Origin of the sequence: Pseudomonas huaxiensis (genome assembly GCF_003231275.1) — a bacterium.
GTDB classification, from domain to species: domain Bacteria; phylum Pseudomonadota; class Gammaproteobacteria; order Pseudomonadales; family Pseudomonadaceae; genus Aquipseudomonas; species Aquipseudomonas huaxiensis.
Map to the genome: position 1 here is coordinate 86,752 of NZ_QKVL01000021.1, position 20,114 is coordinate 106,865.

General features: G+C 62.0%; 20 protein-coding genes and 1 pseudogene. 11 read left to right on the forward strand and 10 right to left on the reverse strand.

Annotated features, from left to right (window positions below):
- Window positions 1-15: 15 nt before the first annotated feature.
- The 3 genes and pseudogenes from rpe to trpE all read left to right on the forward strand — a co-directional run bounded on the left by rpe (window position 16) and on the right by trpE (window position 3,058).
- Window positions 16-690, forward strand: coding sequence for a ribulose-phosphate 3-epimerase (rpe, locus tag DM374_RS20555; RefSeq protein ID WP_095156140.1), 675 nt, complete (start codon window positions 16-18; stop codon window positions 688-690).
- A pseudogene (locus tag DM374_RS20560) lies at window positions 687-1,504 on the forward strand (phosphoglycolate phosphatase). The gene rpe and the pseudogene DM374_RS20560 overlap by 4 nt, the downstream one beginning before the upstream one ends.
- A 72-nt stretch (window positions 1,505-1,576) precedes the next feature.
- Entirely contained in the window at window positions 1,577-3,058 is a 1,482-nt protein-coding gene (trpE, locus tag DM374_RS20565) for an anthranilate synthase component I (protein WP_110971547.1), read from the forward strand.
- An 81-nt stretch (window positions 3,059-3,139) separates the two neighbouring features.
- Here the strand turns inward: trpE and estP are convergent, their stop codons facing one another.
- The gene (estP, locus tag DM374_RS20570; RefSeq protein ID WP_110971548.1) at window positions 3,140-5,047 is read right to left on the reverse strand and encodes an esterase EstP; all 1,908 of its coding nucleotides are present in this window, start codon (window positions 5,045-5,047) and stop codon (window positions 3,140-3,142) included.
- A 360-nt stretch (window positions 5,048-5,407) separates the two neighbouring features.
- On the opposite strand from estP, the gene DM374_RS20575 reads away from it, so the two are divergent.
- From DM374_RS20575 to DM374_RS20590, 4 genes are read left to right on the forward strand one after another with little or no spacing between them, the layout of a single operon-like run.
- Window positions 5,408-6,001, forward strand: a complete 594-nt coding sequence (locus DM374_RS20575) for an aminodeoxychorismate/anthranilate synthase component II (protein WP_110971549.1) — start codon at window positions 5,408-5,410, stop codon at window positions 5,999-6,001.
- A gap of 9 nt (window positions 6,002-6,010) precedes the next feature.
- Window positions 6,011-7,060 carry an anthranilate phosphoribosyltransferase gene (gene trpD / locus DM374_RS20580; protein WP_095156136.1) on the forward strand — a complete coding sequence of 350 codons (1,050 nt, stop codon included), beginning with the start codon at window positions 6,011-6,013 and terminating at the stop codon, window positions 7,058-7,060.
- Window positions 7,057-7,890: an indole-3-glycerol phosphate synthase TrpC gene (trpC, locus tag DM374_RS20585; RefSeq protein ID WP_095156135.1), complete on the forward strand. Its 834-nt coding sequence runs from the start codon at window positions 7,057-7,059 to the stop codon at window positions 7,888-7,890. The genes trpD and trpC overlap by 4 nt, the downstream gene beginning before the upstream one ends.
- 53 nt (window positions 7,891-7,943) lie before the next feature.
- Window positions 7,944-8,648 (forward strand): lipoate--protein ligase family protein, encoded by a 705-nt coding sequence (locus DM374_RS20590; protein ID WP_110971550.1) that lies wholly within the window; start codon window positions 7,944-7,946, stop codon window positions 8,646-8,648.
- Between the two features lie 8 nt (window positions 8,649-8,656).
- Here DM374_RS20590 and crp read toward each other — a convergent pair whose 3' ends face one another.
- Window positions 8,657-9,301: a cAMP-activated global transcriptional regulator CRP gene (gene crp, locus DM374_RS20595; protein WP_110971551.1), complete on the reverse strand. Its 645-nt coding sequence runs from the start codon at window positions 9,299-9,301 to the stop codon at window positions 8,657-8,659.
- A gap of 192 nt (window positions 9,302-9,493) precedes the next feature.
- Between crp and DM374_RS20600 the strand changes: the two genes are divergently transcribed.
- Window positions 9,494-9,916, forward strand: coding sequence for an OsmC family protein (locus DM374_RS20600; RefSeq protein WP_110971552.1), 423 nt, complete (start codon window positions 9,494-9,496; stop codon window positions 9,914-9,916).
- Window positions 9,917-9,959: 43 nt separating this feature from the next.
- Here DM374_RS20600 and DM374_RS20605 read toward each other — a convergent pair whose 3' ends face one another.
- From DM374_RS20605 to hemJ, 6 genes are all read right to left on the reverse strand, one after another.
- Window positions 9,960-11,000, reverse strand: coding sequence for a DUF2157 domain-containing protein (locus DM374_RS20605; RefSeq protein ID WP_110971553.1), 1,041 nt, complete (start codon window positions 10,998-11,000; stop codon window positions 9,960-9,962).
- A 6-nt stretch (window positions 11,001-11,006) separates the two neighbouring features.
- The gene (gene coq7 / locus DM374_RS20610; RefSeq protein ID WP_110971554.1) at window positions 11,007-11,654 is read right to left on the reverse strand and encodes a 2-polyprenyl-3-methyl-6-methoxy-1,4-benzoquinone monooxygenase; all 648 of its coding nucleotides are present in this window, start codon (window positions 11,652-11,654) and stop codon (window positions 11,007-11,009) included.
- 65 nt (window positions 11,655-11,719) lie between these two features.
- Complete coding sequence (locus DM374_RS20615; protein ID WP_110971555.1) at window positions 11,720-12,058, reverse strand: histidine triad nucleotide-binding protein; 339 nt, start codon at window positions 12,056-12,058, stop codon at window positions 11,720-11,722.
- Between the two features lie 73 nt (window positions 12,059-12,131).
- Entirely contained in the window at window positions 12,132-12,905 is a 774-nt protein-coding gene (locus DM374_RS20620; protein ID WP_110971556.1) for an SDR family NAD(P)-dependent oxidoreductase, read from the reverse strand.
- A 60-nt stretch (window positions 12,906-12,965) separates the two neighbouring features.
- Window positions 12,966-13,922: an NAD(P)H-dependent flavin oxidoreductase gene (locus DM374_RS20625; protein WP_110971557.1), complete on the reverse strand. Its 957-nt coding sequence runs from the start codon at window positions 13,920-13,922 to the stop codon at window positions 12,966-12,968.
- Window positions 13,923-13,952: 30 nt separating this feature from the next.
- Window positions 13,953-14,378: a protoporphyrinogen oxidase HemJ gene (hemJ, locus tag DM374_RS20630; protein WP_110971558.1), complete on the reverse strand. Its 426-nt coding sequence runs from the start codon at window positions 14,376-14,378 to the stop codon at window positions 13,953-13,955.
- 140 nt (window positions 14,379-14,518) lie between these two features.
- Here hemJ and argC point away from each other — a divergent pair, with 140 nt between their 5' ends.
- Window positions 14,519-15,553: an N-acetyl-gamma-glutamyl-phosphate reductase gene (gene argC / locus DM374_RS20635; protein WP_110971559.1), complete on the forward strand. Its 1,035-nt coding sequence runs from the start codon at window positions 14,519-14,521 to the stop codon at window positions 15,551-15,553.
- A 144-nt stretch (window positions 15,554-15,697) separates the two neighbouring features.
- Entirely contained in the window at window positions 15,698-16,048 is a 351-nt protein-coding gene (erpA, locus tag DM374_RS20640) for an iron-sulfur cluster insertion protein ErpA (RefSeq protein WP_110971560.1), read from the forward strand.
- A gap of 56 nt (window positions 16,049-16,104) precedes the next feature.
- Here the strand turns inward: erpA and DM374_RS20645 are convergent, their stop codons facing one another.
- Together DM374_RS20645 and DM374_RS20650 are read right to left on the reverse strand one after the other, a co-directional pair.
- Window positions 16,105-17,196 (reverse strand): anhydro-N-acetylmuramic acid kinase, encoded by a 1,092-nt coding sequence (locus DM374_RS20645; protein WP_110971561.1) that lies wholly within the window; start codon window positions 17,194-17,196, stop codon window positions 16,105-16,107.
- Window positions 17,197-17,199: 3 nt separating this feature from the next.
- Window positions 17,200-18,627, reverse strand: a complete 1,428-nt coding sequence (locus DM374_RS20650; protein ID WP_110971562.1) for a peptidoglycan DD-metalloendopeptidase family protein — start codon at window positions 18,625-18,627, stop codon at window positions 17,200-17,202.
- Between the two features lie 210 nt (window positions 18,628-18,837).
- Between DM374_RS20650 and tyrS the strand changes: the two genes are divergently transcribed.
- Complete coding sequence (tyrS, locus tag DM374_RS20660) at window positions 18,838-20,037, forward strand: tyrosine--tRNA ligase (protein WP_095156122.1); 1,200 nt, start codon at window positions 18,838-18,840, stop codon at window positions 20,035-20,037.
- Window positions 20,038-20,114 lie beyond the last annotated feature (77 nt).

Consider the following 20,114-nt stretch of genomic DNA (forward strand, 5'->3'; position numbering starts at 1 on the left):
GCCTACAGGTGCGCCATGCAGCCCTTCGCTATTGCCCCCTCGATTCTTTCCGCCGACTTCGCCCGCCTGGGCGAGGAAGTCGATAACGTGCTGGCCTCCGGCGCCGACATCGTTCACTTCGACGTCATGGACAACCACTACGTGCCCAACCTGACCATCGGCCCGATGGTCTGCTCAGCGCTGCGCAAGCACGGCGTGACCGCGCCGATCGACGTGCACCTGATGGTCAGCCCGGTCGACCGCATTATCGGCGACTTCATCGAGGCTGGCGCCACCTACATCACCTTCCATCCGGATGCCACCCTGCACGTCGATCGCTCGCTGCAACTGATCCGCGACGGCGGTTGCAAGGCCGGCCTGGTGTTCAACCCGGCTGCTGGTCTGGAAGCGCTGAAGTACGTGATGGACAAGGTCGACATGATCCTGCTGATGAGCGTCAACCCAGGCTTTGGCGGCCAGAAGTTCATCCCCGGCACCCTCGACAAGCTGCGTGAAGCCCGCGCGCTGATCGACGCCAGCGGTCGCGACATCCGTCTGGAGATCGACGGCGGCGTGAACGTCAACAACATCCGCGAAATCGCCGCCGCTGGCGCCGACACCTTCGTTGCGGGCTCGGCGATCTTCAACACGCCGAACTACAAGGAAGTCATCGACAAGATGCGCGCCGAACTGGCTCAGGCCCGCCCATGAGCGGTTTCGAGCAGCTGTTCCCCGGGAGTCTGCCCAGGCTGGTGATGTTCGATCTGGACGGCACCCTTATCGACTCCGTCCCGGACCTGGCGGTGGCGGTCGATCGCATGCTGCTCGAAATGAATCGCGCGCCGGCCGGCATCGACGCGGTGCGCGAGTGGGTTGGCAATGGTGCTCCGGTGCTGGTGCGCCGGGCGCTGGCCGGTGGCATCGACCATAGCGCGGTGAGTGACGACGAGGCTGAGCGCGGTCTGGAAATCTTCATGGAAGCCTATGCCGAGAGCCACGATCTGACGGTGACCTACCCCGGGGTGCACGACACCCTCAAGTGGCTGCACCAGCAGAAAGTGGAAATGGCGCTGATCACCAACAAGCCTGAACGCTTCGTCGGCCCGCTGCTGGACCAGATGCAGATCGGTCGCTATTTCCGCTGGATCATCGGCGGGGACACGCTGCCGCAGAAGAAGCCGGACCCGGCGGCCTTGCTGTTTGTCATGCAGATGGCTGGCGTGCAGGCGCACGACGCCCTGTTCGTCGGCGACTCGCGCAGTGACGTGCAGGCGGCGAAGGCCGCGGGTGTGCAGTGCGTCGGCCTGACCTACGGCTACAACCATGGCCGGCCGATCAGCGACGAATCGCCCGCCCTGGTGATCGACGATTTGCGCGCCTTGCTCCCGGTTGCTTCGGTGCAGCCACTGAGCTAACGTTGGCGGACCTCAATTCCCCCCTTGGTAGAGATTCCATCGTGGTAGCACCTGGCAAACTCTGGATGAAAGTCATCAAGGCCCTGGCCCGTTGGCGTTGGCGCGCCTGACTCCTCTCCGGCCGGCTCCGATCCGGCACGTTTGCCATTCGACTTTTCTTGCCCTACTGCCACGAGGCAATCATGATCCGCGAAGAATTCCTGCGCCTGGCCGCTGCCGGCTATAACCGCATTCCCCTGGCCTGCGAAACCCTGGCCGACTTCGACACACCGCTGTCGATCTACCTGAAGCTCGCTGACCAACCCAACTCCTACCTGCTCGAATCGGTGCAGGGCGGCGAGAAGTGGGGCCGTTACTCGATCATCGGTCTGCCGTGCCGCACCGTGTTGCGGGTGCATGACCATCAGGTCCGGATCACCCACGACGGCGTCGAAATCGAACGCCACGATGTGGAAGACCCGCTGGCCTTCGTCGAAGCCTTCAAAGAACGCTACAAGGTGCCGACCATTCCTGGCCTGCCGCGTTTCAACGGCGGCCTGGTCGGTTACTTCGGCTATGACTGCGTGCGGTATGTCGAGAAACGCCTGGGCAAGTGCCCGAACCCGGATCCGCTGGGCGTGCCGGACATCCTGCTGATGGTGTCCGACGCGGTGGTGGTCTTCGATAACCTCGCCGGCAAGATGCACGCCATCGTTCTCGCCGATCCGTCCCAGGACGATGCCTACGAGCAAGGTCAGGCGCGACTGCAGGATCTGCTCGAACAACTGCGGCAGCCGATCACCCCGCGCCGCGGCCTCGACTTCAGCGGTGCGCAGGCTGCCGAGCCTGAGTTCCGCTCCAGCTTCACTCAGGCTGACTACGAGCGCGCCGTCGATACCATCAAGGAGTACATCCTCGCTGGCGACTGCATGCAGGTCGTGCCGTCGCAACGGATGTCCATCGACTTCAAGGCCGCGCCGATCGACCTGTATCGAGCGCTGCGCTGCTTCAACCCGACCCCGTACATGTACTTCTTCAACTTTGGCGACTTCCACGTAGTCGGCAGCTCGCCGGAAGTGCTGGTGCGGGTCGAAGATAACCTGGTCACTGTGCGCCCGATCGCTGGCACCCGTCCACGTGGCGCCAACGAGGAAGCCGACCGGGCGCTGGAAGAAGACCTGCTGTCCGATGACAAGGAAATCGCCGAGCACCTGATGCTGATCGACCTGGGACGCAACGACGCGGGTCGTGTGTCGGAAACCGGTTCGGTCAAGGTCACCGAGAAGATGGTCATCGAGCGTTATTCCAACGTGATGCACATCGTTTCCAACGTCACCGGCCAACTGAAGAGCGGCCTGACGGCGATGGACGCACTGCGCGCCATCCTGCCAGCGGGCACCTTGTCCGGTGCGCCGAAGATTCGCGCGATGGAAATCATCGACGAGCTGGAGCCGGTCAAGCGTGGCGTCTACGGTGGTGCGGTGGGTTATTTCGCCTGGAACGGCAACATGGACACCGCGATTGCGATTCGTACCGCTGTGATCAAGGACGGCGAGCTGCATGTGCAGGCCGGTGGCGGCATCGTCGCCGACTCGGTGCCGGCGCTGGAATGGGAAGAAACCATCAACAAGCGTCGCGCGATGTTCCGCGCGGTGGCGCTGGCTGAGCAGACGCCGAAACAGTGATGCCTGATCGCGAGCAAGCTCGCTCCTACAGGGTTTGGTTCTCATTCCTGTAGGAGCGAGCTTGCTCGCGATAGGCCGCTGTCAGAACTCCAGGCTCAGCGCCAGATTGATCCCCTGCTGAGTCAGCTCATCACTCTTGCGCCAGTTATAGCTTCCAAGCAGCGCCAACCCCGGCGCCAGGCTCTGGCTCAAACCCACACTCACCCGGTTCAGATTGCTCTGCGGCGTATAGCCGGTCAGGGTGAAGTCATTGGCCGGCAGGCTGTTGAGGTGCAGGGTCAGGTCCTGACGGTCGTCCTCGAACTCATGCTCATGGGCCACTTCGCCAAACAGCAGCGTTGTCGGTGCTACCCGGTATTTGCCCTGCAAGCCCACACCCAACCGCCGTGAATCGCGTTTCTGATCGTCGAAGGTCAGTGCCGTGGAGCGTGCGCCTTTCTCGCTGTAACCATCCACTTCGACCCGGGCGTAATCCGCACTGACGAACGGCGAAAGCTGCCAGCCGCTGCCCGGCGCGGCCAGCTCGAAGCCGAGGCGGGCGGAAACGGCCAGCAAGTCGCCATCGGTGTCACCTTTCTCGCTGCGGTTGTTCGGGCCGAGGGCGAACGTGCGTTCGAGGTCGTCGTAGTCCAGGCGGCCGCCGGTCAGCGCCGCATCGGCCCACCAGCGGTCTTGATGGAACTGCACAAAGGCGGTGGCGAGGTAGCTGTCGAGACGGTAGTCGGAGTCCTGCGCGCCGGCTTCCAGTTTCTGCCGGTACACGCCGCCTGCGATGCCAGCACGCCAGGCTTCATCGAGGCGGTAGCTGCCACCGACGGTCAGGTTGTAGCCGCGACCGTCGGCGCTGGCGGAACTGCGCTGGCTGTCGAAATCGAGGTTTTGGCCACCCGCTGCGACGATCGCCTGCCATTGCCCGACCGGCTGCCAGTCGGCCTGCCACTGATTGCGCAGTTCGTCCTGATGGGCGCGCAATGTGCCGTGGGCCATTTCCGGTAGCAGCGTCAGTTCCCATGGCGCGGACAGGATCGAATAGCCGTAGTCGGCAATCATCCGTTGGCCGGCGATGGTCGGGTGCACCGAGTCGTTGAACAACAGCTTGGTCGGATCCGGGGTGGTGCCGTTGGCGCCATACACCGGATTCTGCACGCAGCCGTTGCCGCTGTAGCAGGTATTGATCAGGTTCTGATCGCTGGCCAGGCCGAACTGTGCCGGCGAGGTGAGGGCCTCCTGGAACAGCAACGGGATGTTCAGCGGGATGATCTCGGCATCGATCTGGGCGAGGCTGGCGACCAGCGTCTGGTTGAAGAAGGCGCTGAGCTGCGAACTCGGGCCTTGCAGCGGTGTTCCGTTGAGAGCAGGCGTCAGGCCGAGATCGGGCAGCAGCCAGACCATGATGTAACGTGCGCCCGCCTGTTGCAGGGCCTGGGCGCTGGCGGCCAGTTGGGTTGCCGACGTGGCGGCACCGAGAGGTGAGGTGATCAACCCCTGAAGGAAGTCGTTGCCGCCACCGGTCAGGTAATACAGGGCATTGGGATCGGCCAGTCGTCCGCCGGCAAGGTAGCCGGGCTTCTGCCGCAGTACCGTGCCGGCACCGGGGTTGCCGGGCGGGATCACCACCAGCGATTCACCGGTGATGGATTGGAAGATCTGGTCGGTGCGATAGCCTCCGGTTGCCCAGTTGTTGCCGTCGGGGATACCGAGGGCCGCATTCACGGGCGAAGTGGAGGCATTCAGGTCACCGGGTGCGATTCCGAGGTAGCCACCCAGGATCATCGGCGACACGGGCGCAAAGCTGCCGTCGGCATTGCGGTTGGTGTAGCGCTGGCTGGTGCCTGGCGCCCCGGCTGAGTCGGGAAACTGCCCGGCATCGGCGAGGCTGTCGCCGAAAACGATCAGGGTGGAGTAAGGCGAGGGGCCTGCAATAGCGGTGGAGCAGGCTGCGGCCAGCAGACATGCAGCGGATTGACGCAGATAACGGCACTTTCTCATCGCAAGAGTCCTTTTTTTGTCTTTGTTTTTGGTATTGCGTCCGAAGAAAGTAGCAAATACCCCGGATCCTGCCCTGTCGATATTGCACGCATTGTTTCCGTAAGCTACTGTGCCGAAACGTATGAACGAGACCTACCCCGTGTTGATCGTCAGCAAACTCTTGATGCGCGTTATCAAGGCCCACGCCCGTTGGCGTTGGCGCGCCTGACTTTATCTCCTGCCGGCCAGCGCCGGCCCGTTGGTTTTTGCCTTTCCGAAATCGCTTCACTCCCCGCAACAGCACACAAAAGCTGTGCGTCGGGTAGCCCTGTATCGCGAAAGGCGGTTATTCAAAGTCAGTATTCAAGAGGTTGAGCCCAGATGTTACTGATGATCGACAACTATGATTCCTTCACCTACAACGTCGTGCAGTACTTCGGCGAGCTGGGGGCGGAGGTCAAGGTCATTCGCAACGACGAACTGACCATCGCCCAGATCGAAGCCCTGCAACCCGAGCGCATTGTCGTCTCTCCCGGTCCGTGCACCCCGACCGAAGCGGGTGTTTCTCTCGAAGCCATCAAGCATTTCGCTGGCAAGCTGCCGATCCTTGGCGTGTGCCTGGGCCACCAGTCCATCGGCCAGGCTTTTGGCGGCGATGTGGTCCGTGCCCGTCAGGTCATGCATGGCAAGACCAGCCCGGTGGTGCACGAGAACACAGGCGTGTTCACCGGCCTGAACAATCCGCTGACCGTGACCCGCTACCACTCGCTGGTGGTCAAGCGCGAAACCTTGCCTGATTGCCTCGAACTGACCGCCTGGACCGCTCTGGAAGACGGTTCGATCGATGAAATCATGGGCCTGCGCCACAAGACCCTGAACGTCGAAGGCGTGCAGTTCCACCCCGAGTCGATCCTCACTGAGCAGGGCCACGCGCTGTTCGCCAATTTCCTCAAGCAGACCGGCGGCCACCGCTAAGGATTGAATATGGATATCAAGAATGCGTTGGGTCGGATCGTCGATCAGTTGGACCTGTCCACCGAGGAAATGCGCGGTGTGATGCGCCAGATCATGACCGGTCAGTGCACCGAGGCGCAGATCGGCGCCTTCATGATGGGCATGCGTATGAAAAGCGAAAGCATCGACGAGATCGTCGGTGCCGTTTCGGTCATGCGCGAGCTGGCTGACAAGGTCGAGCTCAACAGCCTCGACGGCGTGGTCGACGTGGTCGGCACCGGCGGCGATGGCGCGAACATCTTCAATGTGTCCACCGCGTCGGCCTTCGTCGTTGCCGCCGCCGGTTGCACCGTGGCCAAGCACGGCAACCGCGCCGTTTCGGGCAAGAGCGGTAGCGCCGACCTGCTGGAAGCAGCAGGTATCTATTTGAACCTGACACCGGTCCAGGTCGCTCGTTGCATCGACAGCGTGGGCATCGGCTTCATGTTCGCCCAGACTCACCACAGCGCCATGAAATATGCCGCCGGCCCGCGTCGCGACCTGGGTCTGCGCACCCTGTTCAACATGCTCGGCCCGCTTACGAATCCGGCCGGGGTCAAGCATCAGGTGGTCGGTGTGTTCACCCAGGCGCTGTGCCGTCCACTGGCCGAAGTGCTGCAGCGTCTCGGCAGCAAGCACGTGCTGGTGGTGCATTCCAAGGACGGGCTGGACGAGTTCAGTCTGGCCGCGCCGACCTTCGTTGCCGAACTGAAGAACGGCGAGATCAGCGAATACTGGGTCGAGCCCGAAGACTTGGGCATGAAAAGCCAGAGCTTGCACGGCTTGTCGGTGAGCGGTCCGGAAGAATCGCTGGCGCTGATTCGCGATGCCATTGGCCGGCGCAAGACCGAAAACGGGCAGAAAGCGGCGGAAATGATCGTGCTCAACGCCGGCGCCGCACTCTACGCCGCCGACCATGCGATGAGCCTCAAGCAGGGCGTCGAGCTTGCTCACGATGCGCTGCACACCGGCCTTGCCCGGGAAAAACTCGAAGAGCTGGGCGCCTTTACCGCGGTATTCAAGCAGGAGAACGAAGGATGAGTGTGCCGACGGTTCTGGAAAAGATCCTCGCCCGCAAGGTTGAGGAAGTCGCCGAGCGTAGCGCCCGGGTCAGCCTCGCCGAACTGGAGCGCCTGGCGGCTGCCGCCGACGCGCCGCGCGGATTCGCCAATGCCCTGATCGAACAGGCCAAGCGCAAGCAGCCAGCGGTGATCGCCGAAATCAAGAAGGCTTCGCCGAGCAAGGGTGTGATCCGCGAAGACTTCGTGCCCGCCGATATCGCCGTCAGCTACGAGAAGGGCGGGGCGACCTGCCTGTCGGTGCTGACCGACGTTGATTACTTCCAGGGGGCCGACGTTTACCTGCAGCAGGCCCGCGCGGCGGTGCAACTGCCGGTGATCCGCAAGGACTTCATGATCGATCCGTACCAGATCGTCGAAGCCCGCGCCCTGGGCGCTGACTGCGTGCTGCTGATCGTCTCCGCCCTGGATGACGTGAAGATGGCCGAACTGGCGGCCACCGCCAAGAGCGTCGGCCTCGACGTGCTGGTGGAAGTGCACGATGGCGACGAACTGGAGCGCGCGCTGAAGACCCTCGACACTCCGTTGGTCGGCGTCAACAACCGCAACCTGCACACCTTCGAAGTCAGCCTGGAAACCACCCTCGACCTGTTGCCGCGCATCCCTCGCGATCGCCTGGCCATCACCGAGAGCGGCATCCTCAATCGCGCCGATGTCGAGCTGATGGAAATCAACGAGGTCTATTCTTTCCTGGTGGGCGAAGCGTTCATGCGCGCTGAGCAACCGGGGCTGGAGTTGCAGCGCCTGTTCTTCCCGGGGCGCGTGGTGCAAGGCCTGAACGGGCTGGACTGATCCCTTCGAAAGCCGGCATTCATTGCCGGCTTTTTTCTTTCAGGATGATTGTCATGACTGAACAACCTGTTGCCGTCACCGTCGAGGCTGGGCTGCATGCCGAGCAGGATTTGCTGGCGGCCGTTTGCAAGGGCGAGCGTGATCACGGGGTCCTGTTCTGGCGCCCTACGGATCGGGCGTTGGTGATGCCACGGCGCATGAGCCGGCTGGAGGGCTTCGAGGCCGCTTGCGGCGAACTGGCGATTTCCGGCTGGCCGGTATTGTTGCGTGAGACGGGCGGCGAGCCGGTGCCGCAATCGCCAGCGGTGATCAACATCGCATTGGTGTATGTGGCGCCGCGTAGCGAAGGCGATAACGGACGCATCGAAAACGCTTACCTGCGCTTATGCGAACCGTTGTGCGAGGTGCTGCGGGAATGGGGTGGCGCGGCCTCGGTCGGCGAGATTGAAGGCGCGTTCTGCGACGGGCGCTACAACGTCAACCTCAATGGTCGCAAGTTGGTCGGCACAGCCCAGCGCTGGCGCCAGGGCCTGGGTGGCAAGCGGCCGGTGGTGCTGGTGCACGGTGCGCTGCTGCTGGATAACGAGCGCGAGTCGATGGTGGCGGCGGTCAACCGCTTCAATGAATGTTGCGAGCTGGAGCAGCGCTGTCTGGCCGACAGCCACATCGCCCTGCATGAAGTGGTACCCGAAGCGCCGCTGCTGGAGCGGCTGGCCCAGGCTTACGCCCGGACCATCGAGGCGATCCCCAAGGATTGACCCTGGGTTCAGCGCGTGCCGAAGACCACCATGGTCTTGCCCTTCACGTTGACCAGGTTGCGTTCTTCCAGATCCTTCAGAACGCGACCGACCATCTCCCGTGAGCAACCCACGATCCGACCGATTTCCTGGCGGGTGATCTTGATCTGCATGCCGTCCGGGTGAGTCATGGCGTCCGGCTGCTTGCACAGCTCCAGCAGGCAGCGAGCAACCCGGCCGGTGACGTCGAAGAAGGCGAGATCGCCGACCTTGCGGGTGGTGTTGCGCAGACGCTGGGCCATCTGGCTGCCCAGTGCATAGAGAATGTCCGGATCCTGGCGTGCCAGTTCGCGGAATTTCTCGTAGCTGATTTCCGCGACCTCGCACTCGGTCTTGGCCCGTACCCAGGCGCTGCGGTGTTGCTCCTTGCCCGCAGGCTCGAACAGGCCCAGCTCTCCGAAGAAATCACCGCTGTTGAGGTAGGCGATGATCATTTCCCTGCCTTCATCGTCCTCGATAAGGATCGTGACCGAGCCTTTGATGATGAACGACAGGGTATCGGCCGAGTCGCCAGCACTGAGGATGTTGGTTTTTGCTGAAAAACGACGACGCTGGCAATGAGCGAGCAGCTTGTCGACGTTTTTGATCTTGGCTGGAAGTGCTGCGGCAACCATGGTTAAGCCCCGAAATACGCGGTCCGTGAGTATTCTTTTAGGTGGGATGGGTGCAAAACGCCATCAATTTGGCGTCAGTTTATCAGACGCTCCCTCTGTGTCGGCAGATTTGATCGAACGCTTAAGTCTTTTCGCCTGTGCGCGTAGGGACTAAGCTGGCAGCCATTTTTTCAAGCAAGGGGAGACCGGTTAATGAAGGCGCGTATCCAGTGGGCCGGTGAGGCCATGTTCCTCGGTGAATCGGGTAGCGGCCACGTCGTGGTGATGGACGGTCCGCCCGATGCCGGTGGCCGCAATCTCGGTGTCCGTCCGATGGAAATGCTGCTGTTGGGCCTGGGCGGCTGCAGCAATTTCGATGTGGTCAGCATTCTGAAGAAATCCCGTCAGCCGGTGGAAAGCTGCGAAGCCTTCCTGGAAGCCGAGCGTGCGGATGAGGACCCGAAGGTCTTCACCAAGATTCATCTGCGCTTTGTGGTCAAGGGGCGTGGTTTGAAGGAGGCGCAGGTCAAGCGCGCGGTGGAGCTGTCTGCAGAGAAGTACTGCTCGGCCTCGATCATGCTGGGCCGCGCGGGTGTTGAAATCACCCACAGCTACGAGATCGTCGAACTCGGCTGAGCCGTGGCATCTTCCACGGAGCCCGACAGCTCCGTGGCAAGGTTCAGCGACGCAACCCCGGTAACAATGCCATCACCCCCGTCGGAATGGCCGCGCGCAATGTCGCGCTCAAGCGCTCGCGATGCTTTTGGTAAAGCAGCCCAAGGCCAATCACGCCCAGGCCGATCACGCTCAATACCAGCGGGAACAGCAGCGAGTCGGCGAACACTTCATACGACAGATAACCCAGGTACGCCGCTACGCCCAGCGCGCCGAAAACCATGAACATCGGCCTGCGCAGCAGCACGGCAATCAACATCAGGCCCAGGTTGATCAGGCAGTACAGGGCTTTGCCTGCTTCACTGTCGCTGTTCATCGACGTCAGCCCACCCCAGAACGCCAACAGCCCGGCCAGGTAGCCCCAGAAGGCGAAGTCCTGGCGGGTGCGGCCGTCAATCAGCAGGAACACCAGCAGCAACCCCAGCCCGAACCACAGTGACACTTGCTGGCGCTGCTCCCAGTCGAACGGTGAGCCATAAAACCATTCCGTCAGGTCCATGGACATGAACCACAGCGCCAGGGCGATTGGCATGACGATGAACGGGAAGGGGATCAACCGCAGCATCAGCAGGCCGGCGAACACGGTTGCCAGCTCCATCAGCAGCCAGCCGCCTTGCACGTAGGTGTAGTAGTGATGGTAGTTGGACTGGTTGTCGTCCAGCGGCCAGAAGCCGGCGAGGCGCTCGATGGCAAACACCGCCAGCGGCACGATGCTGACCGCCACAGCTGCGAGGACGCCGCCGGGAATGAGCTGGCCTCGGCGTTGCAACGCCAGGCCACCCAGGGTCAGGAGCAGAATGTAGGCCAGGGCAACCATTAGCAGCGCGCCGTCGCCGACACGCATCCAGGCTTCACTGAGCAGCCAGCCCATGGCGCCCATGATCAGCAGGGCGCCGAGGTAGAAGGCGACGTGGGCCAACTGGAAGCTGGCCTGTCGGGATGGCTGCTGTTCGAGAAAGCTCAGCAGCGCCTGTTTTTGCGCGGCGTCGAGGACGCCCGCGTCGACCGCGCGGGTCAGGTCACTGGCATCGAAGCGCCCGGTCATGGCAGGTCAGATGCGGTAGGTGCTTTTGGTCATGACCTTGGCCATCAGGCTCATGCCAAATTTGACCGGAGCCGGGAAGCGGAAGCCACCAGCGTTGAGTGCCGACTCGGCGTGGTGTTCCTCGTCGATACGCATCTGTTCAAGGATGGCGCGGGATTTCTCGTCTTCCGGCGGGATCTGCTCCAGGTGCTCGTCCAGATGCTTGCACACCTGATGCTCGGTGGCTGCGACGAAACCCAGGCTGACTTTGTCGCTGATCAGCCCGGCAAAGGCGCCGATACCGAAGGACAAACCGTAGAACAGCGGGTTGAGCACGCTCGGATGGCTGCCCAACTGACGGATGCGCTGTTCGCACCAGGCGAGGTGGTCGATTTCTTCATCGGCGGCTTGTTCCATCGCTTTGCGCACTTGCGGCAGCTTGGCGGTCAGGGCCTGACCCTGATACAGCGCCTGGGCGCAGACTTCGCCAGTGTGGTTGATGCGCATGAGGCCAGCGATATGGCGGGTCTGTTTATCGTCGAGTTCGGACTCGGGCTGGACGATCGCCGGGGACGGGCGGGTAGGTTGGCCGCTGAAGGGCAGCAAGGTGCGCATGGCGGTGTCGGCCTGCAGCAACAAGCGGTCAAGCGGGGAATATTGACGTTCGGTAGCCATCGGGCACCTCCGCAAGAATGTGCCCGACAGTTTAACCCAATCGATGTGACAGGGCTTGCGCTGGATCAGCCCGGTGGCCAGTGCAGTTGACGCTGGCCGAGCACGTGCATGTGGATGTGGTAGACCGTCTGTCCGCCCAGCTCGTTGCAGTTCATCACGACGCGGAAACCCTCTTCACAGCCCAGTTCCTTGGCCAGCCGCTGCGCGGTGAACAGGATGTGTCCGGCCAGGCCCTTGTCTTCCTCGGTAAGGTCGTTGAGGGTGCGGATCGGCTTTTTCGGGATTACCAGGAAATGTACCGGGGCCTGGGGGGCGATATCGTGGAACGCCAGGACCTGGTCGTCTTCGTAGATGATCTTGGCCGGGATCTCCCGGTTGATGATCTTGGTGAAAATAGTTTCCACAACGCTTGCTCCATGGTGGTGGTCGGGCCTGAGTGTACTCAGCCCGCGCGCCGCCGCCCAGTAGCGATTCGATTCAGCGCGGGCAGTAAGCGCGGTTGATGGCGCCGGCCAGTTTGCGGCTCATCCAGCGTGTCAGCAGACGCGGACTGAAGGCCAGCAAGCGGTTGCGCCGGCCGGGAATGATGATCGCCTTGTTGCGGTCCAGCGCGCGAACCGTGTAGAGCGCCACTTCTTCGGGGCTCAGGCAGCGTTTGCCGGACTCGAGGCGCGGGATGCGCCGGTTTGGCGAGCGGACCGGGCCGGGGCAGAGGACCGAGACCTTGATGCCGGTCTGTTTCAGTTCCTCGCGCAGCCCTTCGGAGAAATGCAGCACGTAGGCCTTGCTGGCGGCATAGCTGCTCATCCACGGTCCGGGCGCGAAGGCGGCCAGCGACGCGACATTGAGAATCTGCCCGCCGCCCTGCACGGCCATGGCATTACCCAAGGCATGGCACAGGCGGGTCAGGGCGATGATGTTCACTTCGATGAGGTCTTGCTCGTCGGCCCATTCCTGCGCGAGGAAATGACCGTAGGAGCGAATCCCGGCGCAATTGACCAACAGATCGATGTGCCGATCGCTTTCTTCGAGCTCCAGCAGGAAGCCCGACAAGCGCAGCGGCTCGCCGATATCGCAGGCACGGAACAATACTTCCACGCCGAAACGCTGGGTCAGTTCGATGGCGACGGGTTCCAGCAGGTCGCGCTGGCGTGCCACCAGGATCAGGTTGCGCCCCCGACGCGCCAATGCTTCGGCCAGTGCCAGGCCCAGACCGCTGGAGGCACCGGTGATCATGGCGTAACGGGTCATGCAGTTCTCCAATGGTGGGGCGTTCGAAAGGGCGGCCTAGTCTACACAAAGGCCGCTCGCTCAGCGCGGCCAGTGCGTGCCGAGGCGCTGGGCGCTGGCCAGGGCCTGGCGATATTCGGCGTCAAGGCGCTCGATCAGTGTCTGTGTCGGCAACTGCTCATCGATGCCGCCCACGCCTTGACCGGCGGACCAGACAGTCTTCCAGGCCTTGGCTTCGTCGTGAATAGGCTTGAGCTGGATATCGCCACCCTTGTTCAGGTTGGCCAGGTCGTAGCCGGCTTTCTCCAGGCTCTGGCGCATGAAGCTCGCGGGCACCCCGGACACCACTGGCGTATGAACGATATCGGCTGCCTTGGCCTGCAGCAGCATGTCCTTGTATTGCGCAGGCGCCTGGCTTTCCCGGCTGGCAATGAAGTGGGTGCCGAGATAGGCCAGGTCGGCACCCAGCAGTTGCGCGGCGAGAATTTCATGGCCTTTGTTCAGGCACCCGGCCAGCAGCAAGGTCTTGTCGAAGAACTGGCGAATCTCGCTGACCAGGGCGAACGGGCTCCAGGTCCCTGCATGCCCGCCCGCGCCGGCCGCGACCGCGATCAGCCCATCGACCCCGGCCTGCGCAGCTTTCTCGGCATGGCGGCGGGTGGTGACATCGTGGAACACCAGACCGCCGTAGCTGTGCACGGCATCCACGACTTCCTTGACCGCTCCGAGGCTGGTGATGACGATCGGCACCTTGTGCTCGATACACACCGCCAAATCCGCCTGCAGGCGCGGGTTGCTCTGATGGACGATCAGGTTCACCGCGTAGGGAGCGGCGCGCTCCAGCCCGTCCAGCCCCGCCTCGATTTCTTCCAGCCAGGCCTTGAAGCCAGCAGTTTCGCGCTGGTTCAGGGCCGGGAAGCTGCCCACCACGCCATTGCGACAACAGGCGAGCACCAGTTGCGGGTTCGATATCAGAAACATCGGCGCCGCCACCACAGGCAGGCGCAGGCGTTGTTCGAGCAGGGCAGGCAGTGACATGGCGGATTCTCGGGTCGGGGGTGGCTACTGTCAGAACGGTTTGACGACCACCAGAATTACAATGCCCAGCAGCATCAATACGGGCACTTCATTGAACCAGCGGAAGTAGGTGTGGCTGCGGGTGTTGTCGCCGCGGGCGAAGCGCTTCACGTTGGCGCCGCACATGTGATGGTAGCCGGTCAGCAGAATGACAAGGGTGAGCTTGGCGTGGAGCCAGCCCTGGCTGAGAAAGCCGGGGCTCAGGATCAGCATCCAGATTCCGAAGACGAAGGCGGCGATCATCGCCGGGCCCATGATGAAGCGATAGAGCTTGCGCTCCATGACCACGAAGCGGTCGCGGCTGATGCTGTCTTCGCTCTGGGCGTGGTAGACGAACAGGCGGGGCAGGTAGAAAAGTCCTGCAAACCAGCAGACGACGCTGACGATGTGCAGGGCTTTGATCCATAGGTACAGCATGTTTTTTATTCCTTTCAGGTTCACGGTCGTCAGATAGTAGTAGTTCGGTGCCGCGCCCGTCATCTCAACGGTTGTAGGCGTAGTCGCTGGCCCCTATCATCGTCGGCTTTCCAGTCGGTTCGTTGATAGGGGGCAGGTATATGGTCAAGGTCGGTATCGTCGGCGGCACGGGTTACACCGGTGTCGAATTGCTGCGTCTGCTGGCACAGCATCCTCAGGCTGAAGTTGCGGTCATCACTTCTCGCTCCGAGGCGGGCCTGCCCGTGGCCGACATGTACCCGAACCTGCGAGGCCATTACGACGGCCTGGCGTTCAGCGTCCCGGATACCAAGACCCTGGCCGCCTGTGACGTGGTGTTCTTCGCCACCCCGCACGGCGTTGCCCACGCTCTGGCCGGTGAGTTGCTGGCGGCGGGTACCAAGGTCATCGACCTGTCCGCCGACTTCCGCCTGCAGGACGCCGATGAATGGGCCAAATGGTACGGCCAGCCGCACGGTGCACCTAAGTTGCTCAAGGATGCGGTCTACGGCCTGCCGGAAGTGAATCGCGAGCAGATCCGCCAGGCGCGCCTGATCGCGGTGCCGGGTTGCTACCCCACTGCGACCCAGTTGGGCTTCCTGCCGTTGCTGGAAGCAGGCATCGCCGATACTTCGCGCTTGATCGCGGACTGCAAGTCGGGCGTGAGCGGTGCCGGCCGCGGTGCCAGCGTAGGTTCGCTGTTCTGCGAGGCGGGCGAAAGCATGAAGGCTTACGCGGTCAAAGGTCACCGTCACCTGCCTGAAATTCGTCAGGGCCTGCGCCGGGCAGCGGGTGGTGACGTTGGTCTGACCTTCGTTCCGCACCTGACGCCGATGATCCGCGGTATTCACTCGACGCTGTACGCGACGGTCGCCGATACCTCTGTGGACCTGCAGGCGCTGTTCGAGAAGCGCTATGCCGATGAGCCGTTCGTCGACGTGATGCCGGCCGGCAGCCATCCGGAAACTCGTAGCGTGCGTGGCGCCAACGTCTGCCGTATCGCCGTGCATCGTCCGCAAGGCGGCGATCTGGTTGTGGTGTTGTCGGTCATCGACAACCTGGTGAAAGGCGCTTCGGGCCAGGCGGTGCAGAACCTCAACATCCTCTTTGGCCTCGACGAGCGTCTGGGCCTGTCCCACGCCGGGCTGCTGCCTTAACGGCTAGCACATCGGGCTGTGGGCGGGACTTATACCTTCCGCTTGTAGCCTGATGCCGCTTCTATAGTTGACCAATTTTCTAGGGGAAGCGGATAATGCGCGCCATCACGCATTATGGCGGCATAGCGCCGGGAGATATTCAGCATGAGCGTCGAATCCTTCACCCCTTCGGCTTTGCAGTTCACGCACAACGCCGCGCACAAGGTGAAGACCCTGGTAGACGAAGAGGGCAATGATCGCCTGAAGTTGCGAGTATTCGTGACGGGTGGCGGTTGCTCCGGCTTCCAGTATGGCTTCACTTTCGATGAAGATGTCGCTGAAGACGACACTATTGTCGAGCGCGAGGGCGTTGCCCTGGTGGTCGACCCGATGAGCTTCCAGTATCTGGCAGGTGCCGAAGTGGACTACCAGGAAGGTCTGGAAGGTTCGCGCTTCATCATCAAGAACCCGAACGCCACGACCACTTGTGGTTGCGGTTCCTCGTTCTCGATCTGATTTGCCGGGATGTTGCTGAACGCCGCGCTGATGCGCGGCGTTTTGCTTTCTGCGGTCTATGCCGGGTAGATGGCGCCCAGTACCCGCAGGCCGCGGGCGCCGGTGACACTGGGGCGATTGCCGGCGATGCCTTCCAGGCAGCAATGGGCAAGCCAGGCGAAGGCCATGGCTTCGACCCAGTCCGGGTCGACACCGAAGTCTGCTGTACTGCTGACCCGGGCACCTGGCAGCAGGCTCGCCAGCCGAGCCATCAGCGCGTCGTTGCGCGCGCCGCCACCGCAGACCAGCACGGCCTGGGTGTCCTGTTGAGCCTTCTTCAGTGAGTCGATGATGCTCAGGGCGGTCAACTCCAGCAATGTCGCCTGGACGTCTTCATCTGCGCACGCTGGCTGTGTGCCGAGGTGGTGGTGCAGCCAGGGCAGATTGAACAGCTCCCGGCCGGTGCTCTTGGGGCCGGTGCCCGCAAAGAACGGGTCGCTGAGCAGGCTGCTGAGCAGGCCTGGTAGAACCTTGCCACTTGCAGCCCATGTGCCGCTGGCGTCGTAGGCATGGCCCTGCTTCTCGTTGATCCAGGCGTCGAGAAGCACGTTGCCCGGACCGCAATCGAAACCACTGACGGGCTTGTCCTGCTCGATCAGGCTCAGATTGCTGAAGCCGCCGACATTGAGAACCGCAATACGTTCTCCCGCATTGCTGAACAAGGCTTCATGGAATGCGGGAACCAGCGGTGCACCTTGGCCGCCGGCCGCGACGTCGCGGCGGCGGAAGTCGCCAACGACGGTGATGCCGGTCAGTTCGGTCAACAGCGCGGGATTGCCAATCTGAACCGTGAAGCCGCGGGCTGGTTCGTGACGGATAGTCTGGCCGTGGCTGCCGATCGCGCGAACGTCTTCGGCGCGCAGTTGGCGGCTATCGAGCAGATGCTTGATGCCTTGCGCCGCTAGTCGGACCCATTCCGCTTCCGCCAGGGCGGCGCGGGCGATCTCGTCCGGGCCGCTGGCGCAGAGGTCGAGCATGGCCAGGCGCAGCGACTCGGGCATGGGGATGTAATGGGTAGCGAGCAGCGAGGTCCGCTGCTCCTGTTCGATCAAGGCGATGTCCAGGCCGTCGAGGCTGGTACCGGACATCACTCCCAGATAGAGCGCCATGGCTTAGCGCTTGTTCAAGGCCAGCATGGTGGCCTTTTCCTGGTCCATGCGCGCGATAAGCGGCTGGCTCAACTGCATGAAGCGCTGGCGCTCGGCCTTGGCGATCGGGTCGGCCATGGGCAGCTTCTGGCCCAGCGGGTCGACGTGCACACCGTTGACCTGGAACTCGTAGTGCAGGTGCGGTCCAGTGGACAGGCCGGTGGTGCCGATGTAGCCGATGACCTGGCCCTGCTTGACGGTGCCGCCGGTCTTCACGCCTTTGGCGAAGCCTTGCATATGGCCGTACAGGGTCTGGTAGGTGTTGCCGTGCTGGATGATCACGGTATTGCCGTAACCGCCACGGCGCCCGGCCAGCAGGACCTTGCCGTCGCCGGCAGCCTTGATTGGCGTACCGCGAGGGGCGGCGTAGTCGACGCCTTTGTGAGCGCGGATCTTGTTCAGGATCGGATGCTTGCGGCCGGCAGAGAAGCGCGAGCTGATGCGGGCGAAGTCCACCGGAGTACGGATGAACGCCTTGCGCATACTGTTGCCGTCGGCGGTGTAGTAGCTGGTGGTGCCGAGCTTGTTGGTGTAGCGCACTGCGCTGTAGCTCTTGCCGCGGTTGGTAAAGCGCGCCGAGAGGATATTGCCGTTGCCGACGACTTTGCCGTCGATGACCTTCTGTTCATAGATCACATCAAATTCGTCGCCCTGGCGAATGTCCTGAGCGAAGTCGATGTCGTAGCCAAAGATGCTGGCCATGTCCATGGTCATGTTGTGAGACAGGCCGGCGCGCTGTGCGGAAGCGGAGAGCGAGCTCTTGATTACGCCGTGCACATAGGCGGAGCGGACCACGGGTTTGGTCACTTCGCGGTTGAAGACAAAACCGTTGGCGCTCTTGTTCAGGCGGATGGTTTCCAGGTCGCTGACCTTGCTGTGCAGGCTGGCCAGTTGACCGTCCTTGTCCAGTTCGATCTGCAGCACCTGGCCATGCTTGAGTTGGCTGAACTGCTTGGCCTGCTTGTTACTGGCCAGTACTTCATGCACGACATTGGCGGGGAGGCCGACTTTGGAGAACAGCGTCGACAGGGTATCGCCGCGGGCCACGGTGACTTCGCGGTGGTTGGGCTGATTGTTGGCGACTTCTTTTGCGGGTTCCGGCGCCGCAGTGGCGGGTTCGGTCTTGGCGGTTTCCTCGGTCGATTGCGCGGAGTTGTCGATCTGCGCGAAGGGCGAGGTGCTGGTTTCCTCTGCGGCGAGTGGCTGCTCTGGCTGGTCCTTGAGCTGCTCTGCGGGGCTTTCCAGTTCGAGATTCAGGGTGGTCCGTTTGGCTTCCACTTCGCTGGACGGGAATACCAGCAAAGCCAGGCTGAGCAAGGCGGCGATGCCGCTTGCGGCCAACAGGTGGCTCTTCGGATAAAGCGGGGGCGCTTTAGGCGGTTCTTTGGTCATGGATAAATAGACTTTGAAAAAGATGAAAAGGAAAAGATGAATGACATGATGAAGATGAAATAACTGTATAAAATATAACCAAATCCCCTTCAAAGCAAGCGTGCAGACGTCATCTACAGGGTGGCGGGTCACATCCGGCCCGGGAACTTGTATTTGGCGGTTGATCTTGTATGGTTGGGGCCCTTTGAATCTGAGCCTTGCGGGTCTGTTATGAAGTCGGTTGAAGAGCAGCTAGCGCTAATCAAGCGTGGTGCGGAAGAGGTATTGGTCGAGTCCGAACTGGTCGAGAAACTCAAGCGCGGTCAGCCGCTGCGTATCAAGGCGGGTTTCGATCCGACTGCGCCTGACCTGCACCTGGGGCACACGGTACTTATCAACAAGCTGCGCCAGTTCCAGGATCTGGGTCACCAGGTGATCTTCCTGATTGGTGACTTCACCGGGATGATCGGCGATCCGAGCGGCAAGAGTGCCACCCGTCCACCGCTGACCCGCGAGCAGGTGCTGGACAACGCCGAGACTTATAAACAGCAGGTCTTCAAGATTCTCGATCCGGCCAAGACCGAGGTGGCGTTCAACTCCACCTGGATGGACAAGCTGACGCCTGCCGATTTCATTCGCCTGGCTTCGCAGTACACCGTGGCCCGGATGCTTGAGCGCGACGATTTCGACAAGCGCTACACCACCAATCAGCCGATCGCCATCCACGAGTTCCTCTACCCGCTGGTGCAGGGTTATGACTCCGTGGCGCTGAAGGCAGATGTCGAGCTGGGCGGTACCGATCAGAAGTTCAACCTGCTGATGGGGCGTGAGCTGCAGCGCAGCTATGGTCAGGAAGCTCAAAACATCGTCACCATGCCGTTGCTGGAAGGGCTCGATGGCGTGAAGAAGATGTCGAAGTCGCTGGGCAACTACGTCGGCATCCAGGAGGCGCCGGGTGTGATGTACAGCAAGCTCGTGTCGATTCCGGACACCCTGATGTGGCGCTACTTCGAGCTGCTCAGCTTCCGCTCCATGGAAGAGATCGATGGTTTCCGTGCGGATGTGGCGGCAGGTGCCAACCCGCGCGACATCAAGATCAAGCTGGCTGAGGAGATCGTTGCTCGTTTCCACGGTGAAGAAGCGGCAGCCAATGCGCATCGCGCCGCTGGTAACCGGATGAAAGAGGGTGAGCTGCCTGAGGATTTGCCTGAGGTCGAGGTGTCGGCTGCTGAAGACATGCCGATCTCTGCGATCCTTAATAAGGCAGGTCTGGTGAAGAACTCTGCGGCTGCTCGTGATTTGCTGGCATCCGGTGGTGTGAAGGTCGATGGTGAAGTGGTCGATCGCGGTTTCGTATTTGCTCTGGGTGCGACGCATGTTTGCCAGGCAGGCAAGAAAGCGTTCGCTCGTATTACGCTGAAGGCTGAATAAAGGAAGTCGTCGTTCGTCCTCTTCTATATATAGAGATGTTCGAATCAGGGCTGTTTTGAGAAAGTTTCAAATTAGCC